We start from the raw sequence: 19,537 nt of genomic DNA, 5'->3' as shown, positions 1-19,537 counted from the left end.
ATCTGACGAGGAGCCGCGGAATAATATGGTTAATGGCATGATTTCTCGCGCCCAGCCGGAAGACGGGTCAATTAGTCGTCATACTATCAACAGCAGCACACTAGTTGCCTTTCCCAAAGCGCGGTTCCTGCGAGCGCCGATTCTTACGGTTTTGAACGGATCGGCGGGTGATGTATGCTGCAGGAGCGTCGCTGCGACGGCGTGTGACCTTACAAATCCAGAATCGAGACTGCGACGCACTGTTGAATGAATGGGCGAGGTCAATAGGGCGTCTCTGCAAACTCATGTGAGCCAGAGCATGGTCATGCCCAGGGTGACCATGGCGAGGTAGTTGGCAGCCCGCTTCTCGTCGCGGGTGGCGATGCGGCGATACTGCTTGAGGCGGTTGATCAGCCGCTCGACCTTGTTGCGCTCGCGATACGCGGCCTTGTCAAAGTCGGGCTGACGCGGCTGGTCCTTGCGGGTCGGGATGACCGGCTCGATCCGACGCTGCCTGAGGCGACAACGCGCCGGCGGACTGGAGTAACCCCGGTCCCCTGCCGTCCTACGGGGCCGCAGGCGCGGGCGGCCTCGCCCTGAGCGCGGCACCGCGCCCTTGTCCATCAAGGCGTCCAGTGCGAACTGCTCGTGCCTTTCGCCGGCCGTCAGCACCGCCGCGATCGGCTTGCCGCCGCCCTCGGCGCGCAGATGCAGCTTGGTGGAGAACCCGCCCTAGCTGCGCCCGAGCGCTTCGCCCACGCCCTCGACGGTCGCCTCACCCCCCGATGGCGCCGGACCGGCGTGCCCCGGCGGCGTGCTGGTGGGCGCGCACCACCGTGGCGTCCACGAAGTGCAGATCCCAGTCCAGGGCGCCGCGGGCGTCCGCTTGCGCCTGCAGGCGCTGCAGCACCCGGTCGAACACGCCGGCGTTGCGCCAGCGGTAGAACCGGCTCGACACGGTTCCGACCGCCCCGTAGCGGGCCGGCAGGTCCTCTCAGGGGGCACCGGTACACAGGATCCAGAGCATGCCGTTGAGCACTTGGCGGTAATCCTCGGCGGGCCGGCCGGTGCGCGGCTTCTGCGGAGGCAGCAGTGGGGCGATCTGCTCCCACTGCGCGTCAGTCAGTTCAAAGCGTCGCATCAGGCCCACATGGGGCCGATCCCGCGGCCTGTGAACCCTTTGCAGAGACGCCCTAGGAGGCTGGCTCGACCGCTTCGGTCGGCTCGCATACGCCGCATCCCGTACTCCGACAGGTTGTCCCTGACAGGGTGTAGCGCCGGCTGCGTCAGGATCGGTTCAGGCGCAATATTGAAAAACTGCAGTCTTAGGCTTGCTACCCGTTGGGATCCCAGCCGTGTCTGCGGCAGTCATCTCGGAAGCGGGTACCTGTGGCGAGGCTACACTATTATCCGCGCATGCCGCTCGTCGGCGCTCGCAAGTACCATTGTTCTTGCACGCCCCCGGGGGCAGGTCCGGATCGAGGCTGCAGGGGAGGGGGGATTGGAGTTGACCCCGTTTGTGGTCCAAGGCCTATGCAGGTTCTCGGGCTGTTGACGTCCTCCCATCGCTTTGGTCCGGCGTGAGTGGGAGTTTTCCGGTTTCGTGAGCCCCTGAGGGGAGGAGCAGAGCCGTGAAGAAGAGCAGGTTCACCGAAGAGCAGATCGCCTTCGCGCTGAAGCAGGCCGAGACCGGGACACCGGTCGCGGAGGTGCTGCGCCGGATGGGCATCTCCGAGCAGACGTTTTACCGCTGGAAGAAGCTCTACGGTGGCTTGGGGACGGGCGAGTTGCGGCGGCTGAAGCAGCTCGAGGACGAGAACCGCAAGCTCAAGCAGCTCGTGGCCGATCTGAGCCTCGACAAGCACATCCTGCAGGACGTGCTTGCAAAAAAGCTCTGACGCCTGCTCGGCGACGCGAGCTCGTGCACCAGGTTCAGGAGGCGCACGGGGTGAGTGAGCGGCGCGGCCGCGCCGCGCTCGGCGTCGGCCGGTCGGGCATCCGCTACCGCTCGACCAAACCCATCAGGCACCGCTACGAATGCGCATCTGCGATCTGGCCAAGAGCCGGGTGCGCTACGGGTACTTCCGGATCTACATCCTGCTGCGCCGGGAGGGCTGGCGAGTAAACCATAAGAGGGTCCACCGTCTCTACCGGGATGAGGGCCTCAGCCTGCGGCTCAAGCGGCCGCGCCGGCACGTCAGCGCGGCACACCGTGAGCGTCAGCCCGCGGCGCTCTGGCCGAACGAACGCTGGTCGATGGACTTCGTCTCCGACGCGCTGTTCGACGGCCGCCGGCTGCGGGCCCTGACGGTCGTCGATGCGTTCACGCGCGAGGCTCTGGCGATCGAGGTCGACCAGGGCATCAAAGGCGAGCAGGTCGTGGCCGTCGTCGGCCGCTTGGCGCTGCTGCGCGGAGCACCGTGCGCGATTCAGGTCGATAACGGGCCTGAGTTCGTCTCGAAGGCCCTCGACCGCTGGGCCTACGAGAATGGTGTCACGTTGGACTTCTCGCGCCCCGGCAAGCCAACCGACAACGCGCTGGTCGAGTCATTCAACGGCCGGCTGCGCGACGAGTGCCTGAACGCGAACTGGTTCTTGTCGTTGGCCGACGCGAGGAGCAAGATCGAGACGTGGCGGCGGCACTACAACGAGAGCCGTCCTCACACCGCCCTGGGGTGGCGAACGCCCCAGGAATTCGCCCTGGCGGCGGCCCTGCAGGCCGCCGAATGAGATCCGGAAGCTCACCTTCCGGCCGGACCAAGATCCGGGGGACCCTCACACAGCCCGAGAACTTGCATAGGTTGTGGACCACAAACAGGGTCGACTCCACACTGGCCCGAAAGCCATACCTCAGGGCGGACCACTTCACTGGAGCGGATCAATGACCGTAAGCGAGCGATTGCGCGCATCGAGATTGGCTTGCGCGTCATTGTAGGTTGCTTTGCGGAATATCAAAGTCAGACCGTGCGACGGGATTGCATTAGGGCTATCTTGTCTTAATGCCATTAAGGATCTACTGATATTAGTTGCTTGATATCTATTTAAGGATAGGCCTCGCAGGATTTAAAGCCTTTGTTTGGCAGGATTTCCGTAGCCAAACCCGATATTTGATAAACGATACATGCACATTGGGAGAGGCGCAGCATTCACCATCCATCAGAAGTCGAGATTATGTCCGCTATCAGGCCGTGCTTGCTGCCGCGGCTGCGACCGGGGAAGCTCCAGAACGGAATGTCCGCTCAGATATTGAGTGCTGCAGCCGGATCGAACGCAGTCATCACCGGGCGGAACGCCGCGACCAAATCGGCGTCTAGCCTGCCGGTCATGGACTGCACGATCCCGTAGGCCTCCGCGCCCGGCATCGGTGCTCGGTAGGGCCGCCGCTCGATCAACGCGCCGTAGATGTCGCAGATCGTCACCAATCGGACTAGGTCCGGGATCTCGGGTGCTCCCAGCCCGTCCGGGTAGCCGGAGCCGTCGAGCATCTCGTGATGCGAGCGCACGACCTGCAGCATCTCCGGTGAGAAGCCGCTGCCGACCAGCATGTCGTAGCCGAGCGTCGCATGCGTGCGCATCACCGCCATCTCGTCATCGGTGAGCCGACCGGGCTTATTCAGAATCTCTAGCGAGATCCGGGTCTTCCCCACATCGTGCAGAAGCGCGGCCTTGGTCAGGCGGTAGCTGTCCAGATCGGCAAAGCCGAGCTTAGTCGCAAATGCGACGGCCAAGCCTGTGACGATCAGGCAGTGTCGGTGCGTGGCCTCGTCGAAGTGCTGCACGGCCCCGATCCAGTCGCGGATGCCACAATGCTGCACGGCTCGAGCGATCAGGCCGGTGCCGGTACTCGCCAGCTCGGGCGTGACCATCCGGCCGGAGAAGAAGGTCCGGTCGAAGAACTGTCGAGCTTCGTCCGCCATCCGGGCAGCGACGGCGGAACCGCCGACCTCCTGGAGCCGCTCGATCCTGGCCAGCAGCCGCTCGAGGACAGTCAGCGCCGGGGCGATATCGGTTGGGTCAAGAAGCCGGGCTTGGGCTTCGGCACGAGCGGCGTTGCCGTGTGTCAGGAACAGGAACGGGGCACCAGCAGCACGCAGAGGCTCCAGCATCCGCCGCAGGCGCGTGATCGCCTCCGAGGTAAGCTGGGCGACGTCGCCGACGATGAGGTCCGGCTGCCCCGCTGGCACGGCATCGTCATACAGGTCGTGGACGGTGCAGCGCCGTGCCGGGCCGAGGGACCGCGCGAGGCGGCCGGTCCGGGCCAGGTCGTCAGAGATCAACAACAGCCTGCCCAAGCCGGCCTCCTTCGGATGATGCGGCCGGTGTTGCGTCCGGCCTGAAATGATGGGCGCAGTCAGAGGGCGGGCGGAAACCGCTGCGCCGTGATGGCGAGGTCCGCAGCCGCGTTCGCGATGCCCCGCATGGCTTCCCGCGCGGCCGGATCCAGTACGCCGAGGCCGGCCAGCGAGCGATCCAGTTCATCGAGCGCACCGTTGAACGCACGGCTCAACTCCATAAGCCACTCACTGCCGGCTTGAATGTGCGGTACCCGAGAGCCGAGATCCTCCCCACGCGCGTATGCGGCAGCCAGATCGGCACCCAGGCGCCCACTCTGGCTCAAGCTGGAAGGCCGGACCGGGAGGAGGCAGATGTCAGTCATCGCGTTTACAGCCCATGGGTTGAGAGGAGGCGTTTGACCTCCGCGCCGACTCGTCCGCACCAGCCCGACGGCCTGGATGCGGCAGACGGGATGCGGTCGCCATTCGCTCCGATGATGGGTGGCGCTCGGACGAAATCACCGAGCGAAGCGACGGCCCGGATCGCAGGAGTCAGCCGATCGCGCGAGCTGCTTCCCGAACCTGGCGGGTCGCTGCGTCGACCTGCTCGTTGGCCCGCGCGATCGCCGTCATGCCGCCCGCGATGGTGCCGACTCCGCGCGCGGCCGTGTGCATGCTGCCGGAGATCTCCTGGGTCACCGCCGACTGCTCCTCGACGGCGGCCGCGATCGCCGCCGAGATCTCGTCGAGCGCCCGGATCGTGCCCTGGATCGAGCCGATCGCCGCCACCGCCTCGCGCGTGGTGGCCTGCGTCGTGGTGATCTGGTCGCGGATCTGATCCGTGGCCTTGGCGGTCTGCTCGGCCAGCGCCTTCACCTCCGAGGCCACGACCGCGAAGCCCTTGCCGGCGAGGCCCGCCCGGGCCGCCTCGATCGTGGCGTTGAGCGCGAGCAGATTGGTCTGGGCCGCGATGCCCTGGATCATGGTCACGACGTCGCCGATCTGCGCGGCCTGCCCGCTCAGGCCCTCGACGATCGTGCTGGTGTGCCGGGCCTGCTCGACGGCCTCCCCGGCCATCCGCGCGGCGTGGCTGACCTGCTGGCTGATCTCCCCCACCGAGGCCGACAGTTCCTCGGCGCCCGAGGCCACGCTCTGGATGTCGCCGGACACCCGCCCGGCGAGGTCGACGGCCTCCGCGGTCCGGCGGCTGGCGCCCTCGACGGCGGTGCCGATCGCGTCGAGATCGGCGCCGATCGCGCGCTGCGCCGCGATGCGCCGGTGGCGCTCCTGGACCTGCGCGGTGATGTCGGCGGCGAACTTGACCACCTTCAGGACGCAGCCGCTGGCATCGAGGATCGGGTTGTAGGTCGCCTGGAGCCAGACCTCGCGGCCGCCCTTGGCGATGCGGCGGAACTCGCCGCCCGCGAACTCGCCCCGGCCCAGGCCCTCCCAGAACGCCCGGTAGCCGGCGGACGACCGCTCGGCCGGGTCCACGAACACGCCGTGGTGCTGGCCCCGGATCTCCTCCAGGCGATAGCCCATCGTCTCGAGGAAGTTGCCGTTGGCCTCCAGGATCGTGCCCCCCGGATCGAACGCGATCACCGCCTGCGACCGGTGCAGCGCCGCGATCTGTCCGGCATAGTCGAGCATCAGCAGCTTCTGCGCCGTGATGTCCGACGCGCACTTGACGACCTTCACGACGCGCCCGGCGCGGTCGAGCACCGGGTTGTAGCTCGCCTGGACCCAGACGTGGCGGCCGCCCCGGGCGATCCGCTTGAACTCGGCCACCTGGCAGGTGCCCTGCCGCAGGGCGTCCCAGAAGGCGTGGTACGCGGGTGTCTCCCGGTGCGCCGCCTCCACGAACAGGGCGTGGCGCTGTCCCTGGATGTCGGGCAGGGCGTAGCCCATCATCGTCAGGAAATTGGCGTTGGCCGTGATGATGGTGCCGTCCGGCTCGAACTCGATGACTGCATGGGAGCGACTTAGGGCGTCGAGTGTGAATGAAATATCCCTACGTGCGCCCCCAATAACGAACATGGCTTCCCCCGAAGCTGATTATAATCTTTGTAGCGATGCGCTTCGAAGAACGCTGTGCTTCGAAAGCGTCGACCGAGAATGTATATTGTTTCCGGACATGAAGATTGCGCACAATAGTAAATGTGCGATTAAGGTCCGCCAATCTACCCCTCCGTAGATTTTGACCTCAGTATAGTTTCAATCAGATGAGATGCGTGATAAGGCGAATTCATCTAGTAAGTGTGTCATTATAGTCAGATCGCCTTAAAAGCGAATTTGAGGATTTCTGTAGAGATTGATCCATATCGTAGGTTGATTGTTGTCTGACAGATTTAAATCAAAGTTGAATTGGTGTGGTTTGTGCTTTTCGTCGCAAATGGGCCTCTGATCGAGCAAAAGTTCAGAACCCATTGAAGAGGGGGTATGCCGCTCGGCGTAATTGGGGTGAGCGACTGCCTTCCCTTTCCGAGCCGAAGTTGTCAGTCGGCCGAGGAGTGACCGCTTTCGGGAAGCACCACCTACTTTCCGGACGGCTGGCATGGGTCGATTGCGGATCGACCGCTTGAGGTGGTTTCCCGCCTGTCCGGTTTCGGGAGACAACCCGATGTGAGCGGACCTCGCTGCCCCAGCAGCTCGCAACTCAACTACACCGGCCACGCTCGGCTTGACAGCGGCTCCTACCGACGCTTTTCTGGCTGCGGTCAGTGCAGCCTGCCGCTCGCGCCGCAAGGTCTGGTGAATGCACTCATGCGCTCGAACAGGTCTGACCTTCTGGGCGGTCCCGTCGGCAACGCGAGCCCCGATATCCGCGATCGCCCGGTTCAAGGATCGGACGCATGCATATCCCCCGTGACCCGAAGGCGATGGCGAAGAACCTTCGCCAAGCGCTCGCTGAGCGGCGTATCGAGATAACCCACAGCGACAGCTTGGAATTCGTAGCCCGCCAGTTGGGTTGGCGCGACTGGAACACACTTGCGGCCCGGCTCGACCGGCCGCCCCTGCGGATGCCGGAGGGTTGGAACGTTGGTGGCACGCGCGGCCATGATTACGAGATGGGGCTGGATCCTGAGAAAGGCTGCGCGGTCATCCGTTACAGCGGCAATGATGCCGAGCCGATGCCGGGCAATCGTAGATCTGGCTTCGGAACGCTGATGCAGCGCTTCCGGGCAGATGCCTACCGGGGCAAACGTCTTCAACTCCAAGCTGAGCTCAAGGCAGATGCGGTGACAGGTGCGGCCACGATCTGGCTACGGATCGACGGCAACAAGACCCGTGCCCTAGCCTTCGACAACATGGAGGAACGCCAGAGCGAAGGGCCACTCACCGGCACTGTTGAGTGGCAGGATAGGTCTATCGTTCTCGATGTCCCTCCCGATGCCCGATCAATTCACTTCGGGTTCTATCTTCGAGGCGACGGTAGCGTCTGGGCGCGGCGGTTCCGCTTTGCAGAAGTGGATGCATCGATCGAAGTGACTGATGATCCTACCCCACAGCGAGCCGCCCCGACGAACCTTGATTTCGCAGCCGTCGCATAAAACTCACACTTTCGGCTTGGCGGATACAGCGCCAAGCCGATCCGCCAGTGCCGATGGCCACTATCAAGAAGCGGACACGACCGCCTCGGTCGCTATCGCGACGACGGATTAGGGTGATGGGGTGGACGCCCCCCTCGGCGGCATCGCTGTGCCAGAGTGGTGGTGTTGAGCACCAATCGAGGGAGACGTCCGTGGCCCAGGTTACCACGATCGGCTTGGACATCGCGAAGAACGTGTTTCACGCCCATGGTGCGGATGCGCGTGGGCAGGGCGTCTTCAGCAAGCGGTTGAGCCGAGCAAAGCTTCTGGGCTTCTTCGCAGCCCAGCCGCCCTGCCTGGTGGCTCTCGAGGCCTGCGGCGGTGCGCATCACTGGGCCCGCGAACTGATGGCACTGGGCCATGAGGTTCGGCTGATCCCGCCAACCTACGTCAAGCCGTTCGTGAAGCGCCACAAGAACGATGCCGTCGATGCCGAGGCGATCTGCGAGGCGGCGCAGCGTCCGACGATGCGCTTCGTCGCCGTCAAGAGCGAGGAGCAGCAGGCCTCGGCTCTCCTCTTCCGGACCCGCGACCTTCTGGTCCGGCAGCGCACCCAGCTCATCAACGCCGTCCGCGGGCACCTGACCGAGTATGGCTGGGTCGCACCGAAGGGCCCGTCCCACATGGCGATGCTGGGCGATCTTCTGGAGGACGAGATGGGTTCCTTGCTTCCGCCTGCCGCTGTCGCGATGTTCCGGGTGATGCTGGACCTCCTGGCGGACCTGGATGATCGCATCGCCGAACTCGACCGGGAGATTGCCCGCCGAGCTCGAGACGACGAAACGGCTCGTCGGCTGATGACCATCCCCGGCATCGGCCCCATTACCGCAACGGCACTGATTGCTCTGGCTCCTGTGGCCGAGACCTTCGCCAAGGGATGGGACTTCGCCGCATGGCTCGGCCTTGCCCCCCTGCAAAGGTCGACGGGTGGCAAGCAGAAACTTGGCGCAATCTCGAAGATGGGCGAACGCACGTTGCGACGCCTGCTCATCATCGGCAGCAGCGCGGTGGTGCATCAGGCGTCGCGACGCGGAGCGCCTGAAGGATCGTGGTTGAAACAGATGCTGGCGCGAAAGCCGCGCATGCTGGTGACGGTGGCGCTGGCCAACAAAATGGCGCGTATCGTCTGGGCCCTTCTAGCGAAGGGCGGAAGCTACCGAGCTCCGGCGGTGGCCACGGCGTAGAGCCGGGGTCGGCGTCAGAGGCTGTCGGGGACGCGAGGTCGGTCGAAGGAGGGTATGGCACAACAGTCGGCGAGACGGGGCCGGAAGAACCAGTGCTTTCCACCGTGCCAGCGAGCACGCCTTGGGTGACTTGGTTCCGGTCCGCGAACTCCCATACGGGCCCGCAGCCCACGGCTGCAGCAGAGGCCGGACAGATGGCAGCAACCGACATCGTGCCTACCCATCAAAAGCCACTTGCGTTCCAGGGGGCGTCCACAGATGGAAAACGGTCAGTCTGCTTTTGGTCAACAATTTACGAAAACAGACATCAATCGTATTGCATTTATCAAATCTCCTTAAGAATTACTTTATACAATAAGGATAGAATTTCTACAGGTATGGAAACTCATAAGTCGATTTGTTGCCATGTATCTTGCGCCACAAGCCCCGCTTCTGAGATGGATCGGTAACGTCGGCTCCGACCTACCGGATGTGATTCAGCAGCGCTTGAGGTCATACTTCTTCACATCAATACCTCCACTCGTGGCAGGGGCCATCAACACGATTGCCGTAGCCACAGTCGCCTACCTTCGCTCTGGCCACCTCGCCTTCGCCGCCATTGCACTCGCAGACCTGCTCCTGCTTGGCGTGCGTGTCACGCTGTTGCGGCGCACGAACACGCCGTCCGGTCCCATCTTCGCCACTGGACTGCTCTGGGCGAGCTTGCAAGGCGCGACCATCGCGCTTGTCGTCACGATGGCGGACGTGGCTATGTCGATCGTCGCGCTTGCATCTGGTCTCGCATCAATTGGTGGGATCATCGGCCGGAATTTCACGGCTCGCCGCTATGCCATGATGCAGGTGTTGATAATAGATCTTAGCTATAAGATTGCCTTCTCAATCGATCATCCGGAGTTCCTCCCCCTCATACTGACTCAGACGCTCATGTTCGTCTTTATGAATTGGAGCATCTTGAGCCAGCACCGGATGGCGACAATCCAGGCGATACGTGGCGAGGTAGAGAGCCGTCGCCAATCCGTGACCGATCCCCTGACGGGGCTCGTCAATCGCCGAGGGCTTGAGGAGGCGTTCGACGCCCTAAGCACTGCAGCACAGCGCCGGACCCTGTTCTATCTCGATCTCGACGGCTTCAAGCAGGTGAACGACCGCCTCGGTCATGCGGCTGGAGACAAGGTTCTCCGCGAGGTTGCACGGCGCCTCCGTGAAACAGTCGGGCGGCATGATACGGTCAGTCGCCTCGGAGGCGACGAATTCCTGGTGCTCACCGGGCGGACCGATCGCCAGGAAGCGTATCAGCTCGGCGAGCGGATCATAGAAGCAATTGCGTTACCTTACTGCATTGGTGATGGCGTGTCTGCGAATATTGGCGTCAGCATAGGTATTGAGATAAGTGGTATTGAATTCTCAGGGGGACTTCCAGAGATGATGCTCCGGGCTGATCGAGCACTATATGCTTCCAAAATTTCAGGAAAGGGACGTTGCACCTTATTTAACAACCTAGAAACGGCTTTTGGCACTGCCACGTGATGTAAAATTGCACAGATTTGATACTGCATGGTCACGTGAGTGCAGATCTACTACGATAACTAACGTAGCCACACCACAAGCGGGCGCAACTGGTTATACTGACGTTGGCGAGCAATGCGGGCGAGGCAGACGCCGACGCATAAGAATTGCTGAGCGTCCGCTTTCCGGATCTGAATGTAGCAGGTGCAACGGCTCGCTTGGGTCGCTAGCGGGAGGGCCGCTCAGGGCGGAAGTCCGGGTAGCGTCCTTGGACGAGGTGTAATTTCCGGGCCCGTTTGGGTGGGGATTGGGGTGGCCATCGGGGCCGGCGGCTAAGGTGGAGTTTGCGGACTTCAACCCGAGCCGAGGTAACCCCGATGACCGACGACAGAGTGGCACTGATCGAGGCGCTGCAGAAGGCCGATGACGGCAACTTCCTGCGCTCGATCGCCGAGACGGTCCTGCAGATCCTGATGGAGGCCGACGTGGACGGGCTGATCGGGGCCGGGCGCTACGAGCGGTCGGGCGAGCGCAGCACCTACCGCAACGGCCATCGCGAGCGCAGCCTCGACACCCGGCTGGGCTGGCTCAACCTGAAGATGGGCAGTGGCTGCGCGGGCTGCTGGCGCGGTCGCACGTCAATACGGCGGTGGTCGCCCTGGCGGCCAAGATGGCGCGCATCGTCTGGGCGCTGCTGCGCCACGGGCGCGTCTACGAGCCGGCGGCCGTGACTGCCTGATCCGAGTTCGGCCGGCGCGGACGCGCCGGCCTTCCGATGTCTGCGGGCGGTGAGAGGAAGATGGCCTGACAGTCGACCGGTGTTCTGCAAGCCTCTCCGCAAAAATGGCGCTCGACGCCGACCCCTTTATGAGGCCCAGGACGCGCGGATCTCCATCTTGGCTAACGGCTCGCCAGAAGGCCGGATACGTTTATGCAGACTGCACAGACCAGCGGATCCAAGCCACTTGCGGACGGGGCGGGCCATACGTTCGCTGGCAGGCTCGCACTATCGAGGGCCGCGCGCGACCAATCGAGCGCGTCTGCATCCTGGAGCTGCTCCAGCATCACGCGATGCAGGGCGGCCCAAACACCGGCTGCCTGCCACGTGCCGAGCCGCCGCCAACTCGTCTTGCCGCTGCAGCCCACCTCAGAACGCGGCAGGTGCTTCCACTGCATGCCCGTGCGCAGAACCAGGATGATGCCAGCCAGCGCCGCCCGATCCGAGGCGCGCGGCCGACCGCCTTTCGGCTTCTCAGGCTCAAACGGCAGAAGCGGCTCGATCACCGCCCACAAGTCGTCGGGTACGAGAGCATCCATGCTCGCCCAACCCGCTCAATGCGGTTTTGTCCCGCGCTCTAAGCACGCTTGCGGAAATAGCGTCTGCGCTAACATATTGCGCCAACAAGCTGTAACTCAACAGGAGCTCCACTTGGAAGAGTATTCACCCCAACTGCAGCGCGCGTGCATGTGCCGCCATCTCCAAGCTGCTGATAAAGATATTCAGATGCATAGTCCGCTAGCTGCGAATGGGCCCGAAACTCACCGTCGCCCGCTATGAAGACGGTCATCGACATGATCTCACGCACGGACTCCCCGGGCATAGCGAGACTGCGTATCGCGTCCAATGCATTTGAGCACGCTAGAATGAGCGCTGGCCGGTATCGCTCCAGCGGCTCGCCCGACCTCACGGGGCCTTCGAGGATCAGTGCCCCCGCCCGCCGGGGCGTCATGCCGGCCGTGAAGACGAGGTCGCCGCGCCGCTTCGCGACGACGTAACGCCCTTGAGGGGCGGGCATGCCGGGCGCGGGAGACACGGTCATCGACGGTAGCGCTCGACGAGCTTCACGATGCGCTCCGCTGCATCCACGGTCTTATCGTAATTTTGCGAGAAGTTGAGGCGTATGCTGTCCGCGCTGTGTGGTCCGAACTCGCTACCCGGGGTCACGATGACGTTGGCCTGAACGCGCAGGAGCCGGACGAAGTCGATCGGCGATACGATGAGCGGTGGCAGCTGCGGGAAGAGGTAGCTGCCGGCCTCGGAAACGCGCACCGTGATGCCATCAACCGCCGAGAGCACGCGGTGCAGGTGATCCCGGATCGCTTGGTGCTGCTCGATCCGCTCGTCCATCCAGCCGGGTGGCTCGGCGAACCATGAGCGCAGAACGGACTGATTGTAGCCGGCCGCGCGCAACGAGACGATCGCCTGCAGCTTCTCCATACGGCCGATGAGACGAGGGCTGCCGAAGGCGACACCCAGACGGTAACCGCTCAACGATTCCGTCTTCGACGGCCCCATAATCGTCACGAGGTTTCGCGGATCACCGGCCAGCTTACACAGGTGGGTGTAGGTCGTCCCCGCGTAGCACAAGCGCGAATAGAGCTGGTCGACGATCACCGTCGCTCCGTAGCGGCTTGCGAGCTCGGCAATCCGATGAACCTCCGTTTCGGAGTAGACGACGCCGGTCGGATTGTTTGGGTTCGAGAACACGAATAACTGGGAACCGGTCGCGAAGCTTTCCTCCAGGCCGGACAAGTCGAGGCCCGCCCCGTTTCCGCCACGCGAGTAGTCGAGGCGCACAGGCACAACTTCTCCGCCGAGAAAATCAACGATCTTGCGGGTGGCGAAATAGTCCGGCTGAACCACGCTCACACAGTCACCTGGTGCAACGCTCGCGGCGAGAGCGAGAAAAAGGGCACCTTGAGAACCGGGCGTGATGATTAGGCCGTCCGTCCCGTCGACCTGCGTCCCGGTAAACCGGGCAAGCTTCTCGGCCAGTTCAAACCGGATGTCGCCCCGGCCCAGGTATTCGGTGTAGGCCTGTGATCCACCCTGCGCGATGCCGGCCACGAAACCGTCGAACGCACCGGGCGAGGGCTCGAACGCATCGACGTCGCCATGGGAAAAATCGACTGGGTCCCCTGCTAGCTTGTCGCCGAGCATGATACCCGCGAGCTTGGTGGGCGCCTGCCGGTGTTCCTGGCCCGGCGCGTCGGTGGTGCCCAGCCGCGCGAACTTGGCTTCGATGGGGTCCATATCTCGGTATCCGGTGGTAGCTGGAGGGGGTGGCCGTCAGGCAGCCTTGCGATCGTCGACGTGGAGGAAGGCCCGGGTGAATACGTCCGCGTCGACGTTCCCCCCGGATGTGATGATCAGTGTCGTGCGGCCGCGCAGCGTCTCTGGGTTGGCGAGCGCGGCAGCGAGCGCGACAGCCCCGCCAGGTTCGAGCACGACGCGGAACTCCTCGAATGCCACACGCATGGCGACGAGGACCTCGTGATCCGTGGCCGTGAGTCCAGGACCGACCCTGTGGCGGTGCACTGCGAAGGGAAGCTCGGCCGGCAACCGTGCCAGCAAAGAGTCGCAGATCGACCCGTCGACCGCAGCGTTCGTGACGCGCGCCTGCGCGAGGAGCGAACGGCGGGTATCGTCGAAGTCAGCAGGCTCGACGGGCTGGACCACAGCCGGGCTGCCGGCTGCCTCGACGGCGAGGCAGGTGCCCGCGGTCAGGCCGCCACCGCCGCAGGGAACGAGGATGGTGTCGATGGGACCTCCCGCTTGGCGGAGGGCTTCGAGCGCGGCAGTACCTTGGCCCGCGACTACGTATCGATTGTCGCCAGGCGGGATGATCGCCGCTGCGGACTGCCCCGCGATTGCTGTTGCGATGTCCTCACGACTCTGGGTGCGGCGGTCGTAAAGTTCCACTCTGGCGCCCTGCTGCCGGGCCTTGGCGACCTTCACCGCCGGGGCGTCGATCGGCATCACGATGGTGGCTTGCAGGCCCAACATCCGAGCCACCGTTGCGATCGCCTGCCCATGGTTGCCGGTCGAGTAGGCGACGACGCCGCCGGGGAAGCGTCGAGGGTCGAGGCGTGACAGGCAATTGAACGCCCCCCTGAACTTGAAGGCCCCCGTGCGCTGGAGGTTCTCCGCCTTGATCCACACTCGGCCACCGAGACGGGCGTCGAGATCTGGCGAGTTCAGAAGCGGTGTCACGACTGCCGCCGTCGAGAGGCGGCCGGCAGCGTCGAGCACGTCGCCCGCGATCGGCAGATCCTGCACGTCAATCATCGCTCGAAGTCCATCAATGGGAAAGGATGCGGGACAGGAAGCCACGTGCCCGCTCCGTCGTGGGCTGGCTGAAGAAGTCCTCGGCTGTCCCGGTTTCGACGATGCGCCCTGCGACCATGAAGACGACGCGGTCGGCGACCTTGCGGGCGAAGCCCATCTCGTGGGTCACGACCATCATGGTCATGCCGTCGCGCGCGAGCTCCACCATCACGTCAAGCACCTCTCCGACCATCTCGGGATCGAGGGCTGAGGTCGGCTCGTCGAACAGTAGAGCGATGGGATCCATGGCCAGCGCACGAGCGATGGCGACGCGCTGCTGTTGCCCTCCCGAGAGCTGGCTTGGCAGGGAGTCGGCTTTATCGGGCAGCCCGACACGGGCGAGCAGACCGTGCGCCCGCTCGGCGGCCTCGGCGCGGGATCGGCCCAGTACATGGACCGGCGCGAGGCACAGGTTCTCCAGCACGCTCAGATGCGGGTAGAGCTCGAAATTCTGGAACACCATGCCAACACGGGTGCGCAGCCGTACGAGATCGCCTGGCCTCCCGCGCCCGACGTCGACGCCGTCGCAGAGGATCAGGCCGGCATCGAACGGAACGAGGCCGTTGACGCACTTGATCAAGGTACTCTTGCCTGAGCCCGAAGGCCCGCAGATCACGACGACTTGGCCCCGCCACACGTCGAGGGTACATCCGCTCAGGACCGGGACGGTGTCATAGCTCTTCCCGACCCCGTCTATCCGCAGGACTGGGATCTCCGCCGGCACGGGGCAGGGGCTGGCTGCGCCGGCCGAAGATGCGTTCGCGGTCATACGGACCTCCTGCGCTGGAGCATCTGCGCGAGTTCGGTGCCGATCGAGCAGACGATCAGGTAAACAAGTGCGGCGAAGACGTAGAACTCGACCAAGCGACCTTCATGCTCGGCGGAAATACTGGTCTCTGTCATGAAATCGCGCAATCCAATGACGTAGACGAGGGAGGTATCCTGGAACAGGATCACCGCTTGCGTGACGAAGACCGGCAGCATCGCGCGGAGCGCCTGGGGCAGGACGATGAGGCGCAGCGTCTGGCCGCGCGTCATGCCGAGCGCTTGGGCAGCCTGCCACTGGCCGATCCTGACGCTGCTGATCCCGGCCCGGATGATTTCGGAATAGTAGGCTGCCTCGAAGATCACGAAGGCGATCAGGGCGGAGGGTAGCGCCCCGACCGGCCTGCCGATCGCCAGGGGGACGAGGAAGTAGAACCAGAACAGGACGAGGACGAGTGGGATCGCCCGAAGCCCGTCGACATACGCCGCCGCGATCGTGGCCGGCATGCGCGGTCCGAACAGCCGCACCAGCGCGACGAGGAGACCGAGCGCCGTCCCGCCGATCATGCCGATGGCCAGCAATAGCAGGCTGAGCTGCATCCCTTCCCAGAGGAAGGGCAGGGCGGCCAGAACCGCGCCCCAATCGAACGCATGCATTACGCCTTCCCCAGCGCTAGGGTGGGCACCCGCTTCGCCCGCGGTGCGGGCCGAACGGCCTCGAGCCGGCGCATGGCGAGCCTGACGACGACCGCGATGGCCAGATAGATCACGGTCGCCGCAGTGAATGCTTCGAAGCCGTGAAAGGTGTTGCTCTCGATCTGCCGGCTCTGCGCCGTGAGTTCGAGTACGCCGATCGTCAGGGCGAGCGACGAATTCTTAACGGTGGTCAACAACTCTGACGTCAGGGGCGGAAGAATGATCCGGAAGCACTGCGGTAGGACGACGAGGCGCAGCGCCTGTACCGGGGTCAGGCCAGAGGCGAGGGCGGCCTGGGTTTGGCCCTGAGGTACGGCGCGGATCCCGGAGCGGACCTGCTCGGCGATGCGGGCGGCGGTGAACAGGCCGAGCGCGACGACGGCGGTCCAGAACTCGGGGGCGGGCAGGTCGCGCTTGAGCCAGCGGCCCCAGGGTGTTGGCAGCAATTCCGGGAGCACGAAATACCAAAGGAACATCTGCACGAGCAGCGGGATGTTGCGGAAGACCTGCACGTAGATCGCGCTCGCAACACAGATCGAACGCGAAGAGGCCGTGCGGCCGATGCCGACGAGGGTCCCGACCGTCAGGGCGATCGACCAGCCGAGTCCGGCAATCGCGAGGGTTAGTCCCGTGCCCCGGATCAACCAGTCGAGGAACGGCTCTCGGACAAGGATTGCCCAGTCCCATTGGTAGGTCATGACGGCGCCCTCCCGCGTCGCGCGGCCTCAATCCGGGATCGACTGCACCTGGAAGGCCGCCGTCACGAGATCGCTTTTCGGAAATCCGAGCGGACCGAACCATTTCGCGAAGAGCTGGTCGGCCTCACCGGAGCGGAAGGCACGGGCGAGCGCGCTATTCACGAGGGTGAGGAAGGCGCTGCTGCCCTTCTGCACCATGAAGCCGTATGGGCTGTAATCGAGGGCGCGACCGACCACGATGAAGTCGTCGGGCACACGTGCAGTCTTGCGCAGCCCGTAGAGGAGAACATTGTCGGTGGCGTAGGCGTCGGCTCGTCCAGTGGAGAGGGCAAGGAAGCCCTCCGCATTGTCGCGCACCGGCATGACGCGGACGTTCAGCTTCTTCTGCTCGATGATGCCGCGCACCAGCCGCTCGGGGGCGGTCGCGAGGGGCAGAGCCACCGTCTTGCCGTCGAGGTCCTCGACCTCGCGGATCCCGCCGTCCTTCCTCACCAGCAGCTGGGTTGCGGCAGCGAACGGGATGTAGCTGAAATCGACCTGCTTCTGACGTTCGAGGGTGTTCACCGTGGAACCGCATTCCAAATCCACCGTGCCGTTGGTCACCAGCGGAATGCGGTTTTGCGGGTTGACGGGGATCCACTTGATCGGGAGCTGCGGCGTGTTCAGGTGGGCGCGGATGGTCTCGACCGCGCGCATGCACAGGTCGATCGAGTAGCCGGCCGGGTTGCGCCGCTCGTCGAGGGAGGAGAACGGGCTCGCGGTCTCGCGATACCCAATCGCGATGGCCCCGTTGGCTTTAATCCGGTCGAGGACAGGGTCGCCCTGCTGGGCGAAAGCCGGGATCGGCCCGCAGAGGCCGAAAGCGAGAACCAGGGCGGCGAAGATAGAGCGGGGGGGGCTTATCATGGCGCTCTCCTCGACCGGACTCAGGCTGCGGACCGTGGGTTCGTGCCGCTCAGGGCGGCGACCAATTCGGCGAGGCTCGTCACGGTGAGATCGGGTTTCGCCGCCTCCACGCCATCGCCGGACAGACCGAGCTCGCGTCCCGGACGATGGACCCAGGCGCTCGTGAGACCGAGCTTATTCGCGGGCACTACGTCGGCGCGCAGGCTCTGGCCGACGTGCAAGATGCGCTCTTTGGCGATGCCCAGGGCAGCGAGCTCATCGATGGCGGTGTGAAAGTGAAGCCAGTCCGGCTTGTAGGCGCCGACGCGTTCGGCGGTGACCACGATATCGAACGTGAACCCAATCTTTGCCGATGAGGCGCGTAGGGATGCCTCGTCGATGTTGCTGAGTGCCCCGACCTTCGCCCGGGCCTGCAAGGCAATGAGGCCCTCGTGGCTATCCTGGTAGGCAGGCCATGTCTTCGGGCTCTCGGCGAATGCCTCCCTGGTCTGTGCGTCGGGCTCGACACCGTACTCGGCGCAGATCTGGTCGAAGCAGCGGCGCAGCACGTCTGGGTAGAGGTGAGCGGGCCGCTCCTTCTGAATGGCAGCGCGGGCGCGGTCGAAGGCCATTAGCAGCGCGTGTCCTTCCACCGCGATGCCGTGACGATCGGCCCAGGCGTTCAGAAAGGCGATGATCGACGGTTCCCAGTCGATGAGCGTCCCGTAGACGTCGAAGGTGACGGCATCGAAATCGTCGAGGTTGAGGCCTTGCATCATCTCGGTCCTGCTCGTTTCAACTGATTATCGATTATCAGTAAAATATGACAACCGTCAACTGGCGGCCGGAGCAGCCCGGTTCGCGGGGCTCTGATGCCGTCAGGGGTAGCGTTCTGTGCTGCCCTGCGGCAGTGCAGACAGCGTAGGAATGGGAATGAGTATGGCGACCGACACCGGACGCATCGGCTCAGACGAGCTTCTTGCCGAAACCGCTTTACACGCGGGTCAACCCGCACCGGCAGCGATCGCCGCGCAGCTCCGTAGCGACATCGTTCACGGGGTGATCGAAGGCGGCAGTCGCATGAGACAAGACGCCGTGGCGACGCGGTTCGGCGTCAGCCAGAACACAGCACGCGAGGCGTTCAAGCAGCTGGAAGCAGAGGGATTTCTCCGCTCCGAGCCGCGCCGGGGCGTCAGCGTCGCGCCTCTTTCGGCTGAGGAAGCTCGCGAGATTACGGAGCTACGTGCCCTTTTAGAAGTACAAGCTTTAGGCTGGGCGCTCTCTGCACCTGAGCCATCTAGCTTCGATGCTGCTCAAAGGATCCTAACGCAACTCGACGATGCCAGGACAGTCAACACGATTATTGCACTGAATGCCGCGTTTCATCGCACTCTGTACGAGCCTGCGGCTCGCTCCCGGACGCTGGCTTTGATTGAGAACTTGCGCCTGAATTTCGAGCGTTATCTCCGCCTGACATGGGAGGAGACCGCACATCTGTCGCAATCCCAGCAGCAACATCATGAGATCCTACGCCTCTGCCGTGTCGGAGCAAGCAAACAGGCGACCGAGCTCCTGCACGAGCATATCTGGGATACCGGTCAGCTTTTGATTGGGCGGCTGAAGAAGCGATCAATGTAACAACTGTGCGCCGCGCAAATGATCAGTAAGTAACAATCAATACTTGGCGCTTAAATCGGAAGCGGACCTTCCGTGCCCAACCCAACCCGGTCGCCCCGGTGACGACCAGAGCATCCCACAAGCGTAGGGGTGGACGCCCCCTGACGGCATCGATGTGCCAGAGTGGAGGTGTTGCAACACCACTGCAGGAGGCGTCCATGGGTGAGGTTAGCAC

General features: G+C 64.0%; 15 protein-coding genes and 5 pseudogenes. 7 read left to right on the top strand and 13 right to left on the bottom strand.

Annotated features, from left to right (window positions below; genetic code table 11):
- Positions 1–282 precede the first annotated feature (282 nt).
- Positions 283–1,120: pseudogene (locus ACQKQD_RS31045) on the bottom strand (IS5 family transposase).
- A gap of 490 nt (positions 1,121–1,610) precedes the next feature.
- On the opposite strand from ACQKQD_RS31045, the pseudogene ACQKQD_RS31040 reads away from it, so the two are divergent.
- Positions 1,611–2,709: pseudogene (locus ACQKQD_RS31040) on the top strand (IS3-like element ISMex11 family transposase).
- A gap of 509 nt (positions 2,710–3,218) precedes the next feature.
- On the opposite strand, the gene ACQKQD_RS31035 reads toward ACQKQD_RS31040, so the two are convergent.
- The 3 genes from ACQKQD_RS31035 to ACQKQD_RS31025 form a co-directional block, all read right to left on the bottom strand.
- Positions 3,219–4,271: an HD-GYP domain-containing protein gene (locus tag ACQKQD_RS31035; protein WP_427510541.1), complete on the bottom strand. Its 1,053-nt coding sequence runs from the start codon at positions 4,269–4,271 to the stop codon at positions 3,219–3,221.
- A gap of 59 nt (positions 4,272–4,330) precedes the next feature.
- Complete coding sequence (locus ACQKQD_RS31030; protein WP_427510540.1) at positions 4,331–4,492, bottom strand: hypothetical protein; 162 nt, start codon at positions 4,490–4,492, stop codon at positions 4,331–4,333.
- A 313-nt stretch (positions 4,493–4,805) separates the two neighbouring features.
- The gene (locus tag ACQKQD_RS31025) at positions 4,806–6,290 is read right to left on the bottom strand and encodes a methyl-accepting chemotaxis protein (protein ID WP_427510539.1); all 1,485 of its coding nucleotides are present in this window, start codon (positions 6,288–6,290) and stop codon (positions 4,806–4,808) included.
- Between the two features lie 815 nt (positions 6,291–7,105).
- Here ACQKQD_RS31025 and ACQKQD_RS31020 point away from each other — a divergent pair.
- From ACQKQD_RS31020 to ACQKQD_RS31000, 5 genes and pseudogenes are all read left to right on the top strand, one after another.
- Positions 7,106–7,804 (top strand): glyoxalase superfamily protein, encoded by a 699-nt coding sequence (locus tag ACQKQD_RS31020; RefSeq protein ID WP_427510538.1) that lies wholly within the window; start codon positions 7,106–7,108, stop codon positions 7,802–7,804.
- 191 nt (positions 7,805–7,995) lie between these two features.
- Positions 7,996–9,027: an IS110 family transposase gene (locus tag ACQKQD_RS31015; RefSeq protein ID WP_427510537.1), complete on the top strand. Its 1,032-nt coding sequence runs from the start codon at positions 7,996–7,998 to the stop codon at positions 9,025–9,027.
- Positions 9,028–9,549: 522 nt separating this feature from the next.
- The gene (locus ACQKQD_RS31010) at positions 9,550–10,554 is read left to right on the top strand and encodes a diguanylate cyclase (RefSeq protein ID WP_427510536.1); all 1,005 of its coding nucleotides are present in this window, start codon (positions 9,550–9,552) and stop codon (positions 10,552–10,554) included.
- A 356-nt stretch (positions 10,555–10,910) separates the two neighbouring features.
- Positions 10,911–11,135: pseudogene (locus ACQKQD_RS31005) on the top strand (transposase); the annotation flags it as partial.
- Positions 11,135–11,272, top strand: a pseudogene (locus ACQKQD_RS31000) (IS110 family transposase); the annotation flags it as partial. The pseudogenes ACQKQD_RS31005 and ACQKQD_RS31000, both read left to right, overlap by 1 nt.
- Before the next feature lie 251 nt (positions 11,273–11,523).
- On the opposite strand, the pseudogene ACQKQD_RS30995 reads toward ACQKQD_RS31000, so the two are convergent.
- The 9 genes and pseudogenes from ACQKQD_RS30995 to ACQKQD_RS30955 form a co-directional block, all read right to left on the bottom strand.
- A pseudogene (locus ACQKQD_RS30995) lies at positions 11,524–11,850 on the bottom strand (transposase); the annotation flags it as partial.
- Positions 11,851–11,918: 68 nt separating this feature from the next.
- Positions 11,919–12,329 carry a RidA family protein gene (locus tag ACQKQD_RS30990; protein ID WP_427510567.1) on the bottom strand — a complete coding sequence of 137 codons (411 nt, stop codon included), beginning with the start codon at positions 12,327–12,329 and terminating at the stop codon, positions 11,919–11,921.
- Positions 12,330–12,349: 20 nt separating this feature from the next.
- Positions 12,350–13,567, bottom strand: coding sequence for a pyridoxal phosphate-dependent aminotransferase (locus tag ACQKQD_RS30985; protein WP_427510535.1), 1,218 nt, complete (start codon positions 13,565–13,567; stop codon positions 12,350–12,352).
- Between the two features lie 36 nt (positions 13,568–13,603).
- Positions 13,604–14,602: a threonine ammonia-lyase gene (locus ACQKQD_RS30980; protein ID WP_427510534.1), complete on the bottom strand. Its 999-nt coding sequence runs from the start codon at positions 14,600–14,602 to the stop codon at positions 13,604–13,606.
- Between the two features lie 13 nt (positions 14,603–14,615).
- Positions 14,616–15,410: an amino acid ABC transporter ATP-binding protein gene (locus ACQKQD_RS30975; protein WP_427510533.1), complete on the bottom strand. Its 795-nt coding sequence runs from the start codon at positions 15,408–15,410 to the stop codon at positions 14,616–14,618.
- Positions 15,407–16,063 (bottom strand): amino acid ABC transporter permease, encoded by a 657-nt coding sequence (locus ACQKQD_RS30970; RefSeq protein WP_427510532.1) that lies wholly within the window; start codon positions 16,061–16,063, stop codon positions 15,407–15,409. Before ACQKQD_RS30970 ends, ACQKQD_RS30975 begins: the two co-directional genes overlap by 4 nt.
- Positions 16,063–16,800 (bottom strand): amino acid ABC transporter permease, encoded by a 738-nt coding sequence (locus tag ACQKQD_RS30965; protein WP_427510531.1) that lies wholly within the window; start codon positions 16,798–16,800, stop codon positions 16,063–16,065. The genes ACQKQD_RS30970 and ACQKQD_RS30965 overlap by 1 nt, the downstream gene beginning before the upstream one ends.
- A 27-nt stretch (positions 16,801–16,827) precedes the next feature.
- On the bottom strand, positions 16,828–17,706 hold the full coding sequence (locus ACQKQD_RS30960) for an amino acid ABC transporter substrate-binding protein (protein WP_427510530.1): 879 nt from the start codon (positions 17,704–17,706) through the stop codon (positions 16,828–16,830).
- A 20-nt stretch (positions 17,707–17,726) separates the two neighbouring features.
- Positions 17,727–18,464 carry an HAD family hydrolase gene (locus ACQKQD_RS30955; RefSeq protein ID WP_427510529.1) on the bottom strand — a complete coding sequence of 246 codons (738 nt, stop codon included), beginning with the start codon at positions 18,462–18,464 and terminating at the stop codon, positions 17,727–17,729.
- 160 nt (positions 18,465–18,624) lie between these two features.
- Between ACQKQD_RS30955 and ACQKQD_RS30950 the strand changes: the two genes are divergently transcribed.
- Complete coding sequence (locus tag ACQKQD_RS30950) at positions 18,625–19,323, top strand: GntR family transcriptional regulator (protein WP_427510528.1); 699 nt, start codon at positions 18,625–18,627, stop codon at positions 19,321–19,323.
- The last annotated feature ends 214 nt before the right edge of the window (positions 19,324–19,537 follow it).

The sequence above is a fragment of the Methylobacterium sp. NPDC080182 genome (assembly GCF_050281105.1).
Lineage (GTDB): Bacteria > Pseudomonadota > Alphaproteobacteria > Rhizobiales > Beijerinckiaceae > Methylobacterium.
Note: the sequence above shows the minus strand (reverse complement) of the source record. Positions and strands in the feature narration are given on the sequence as shown.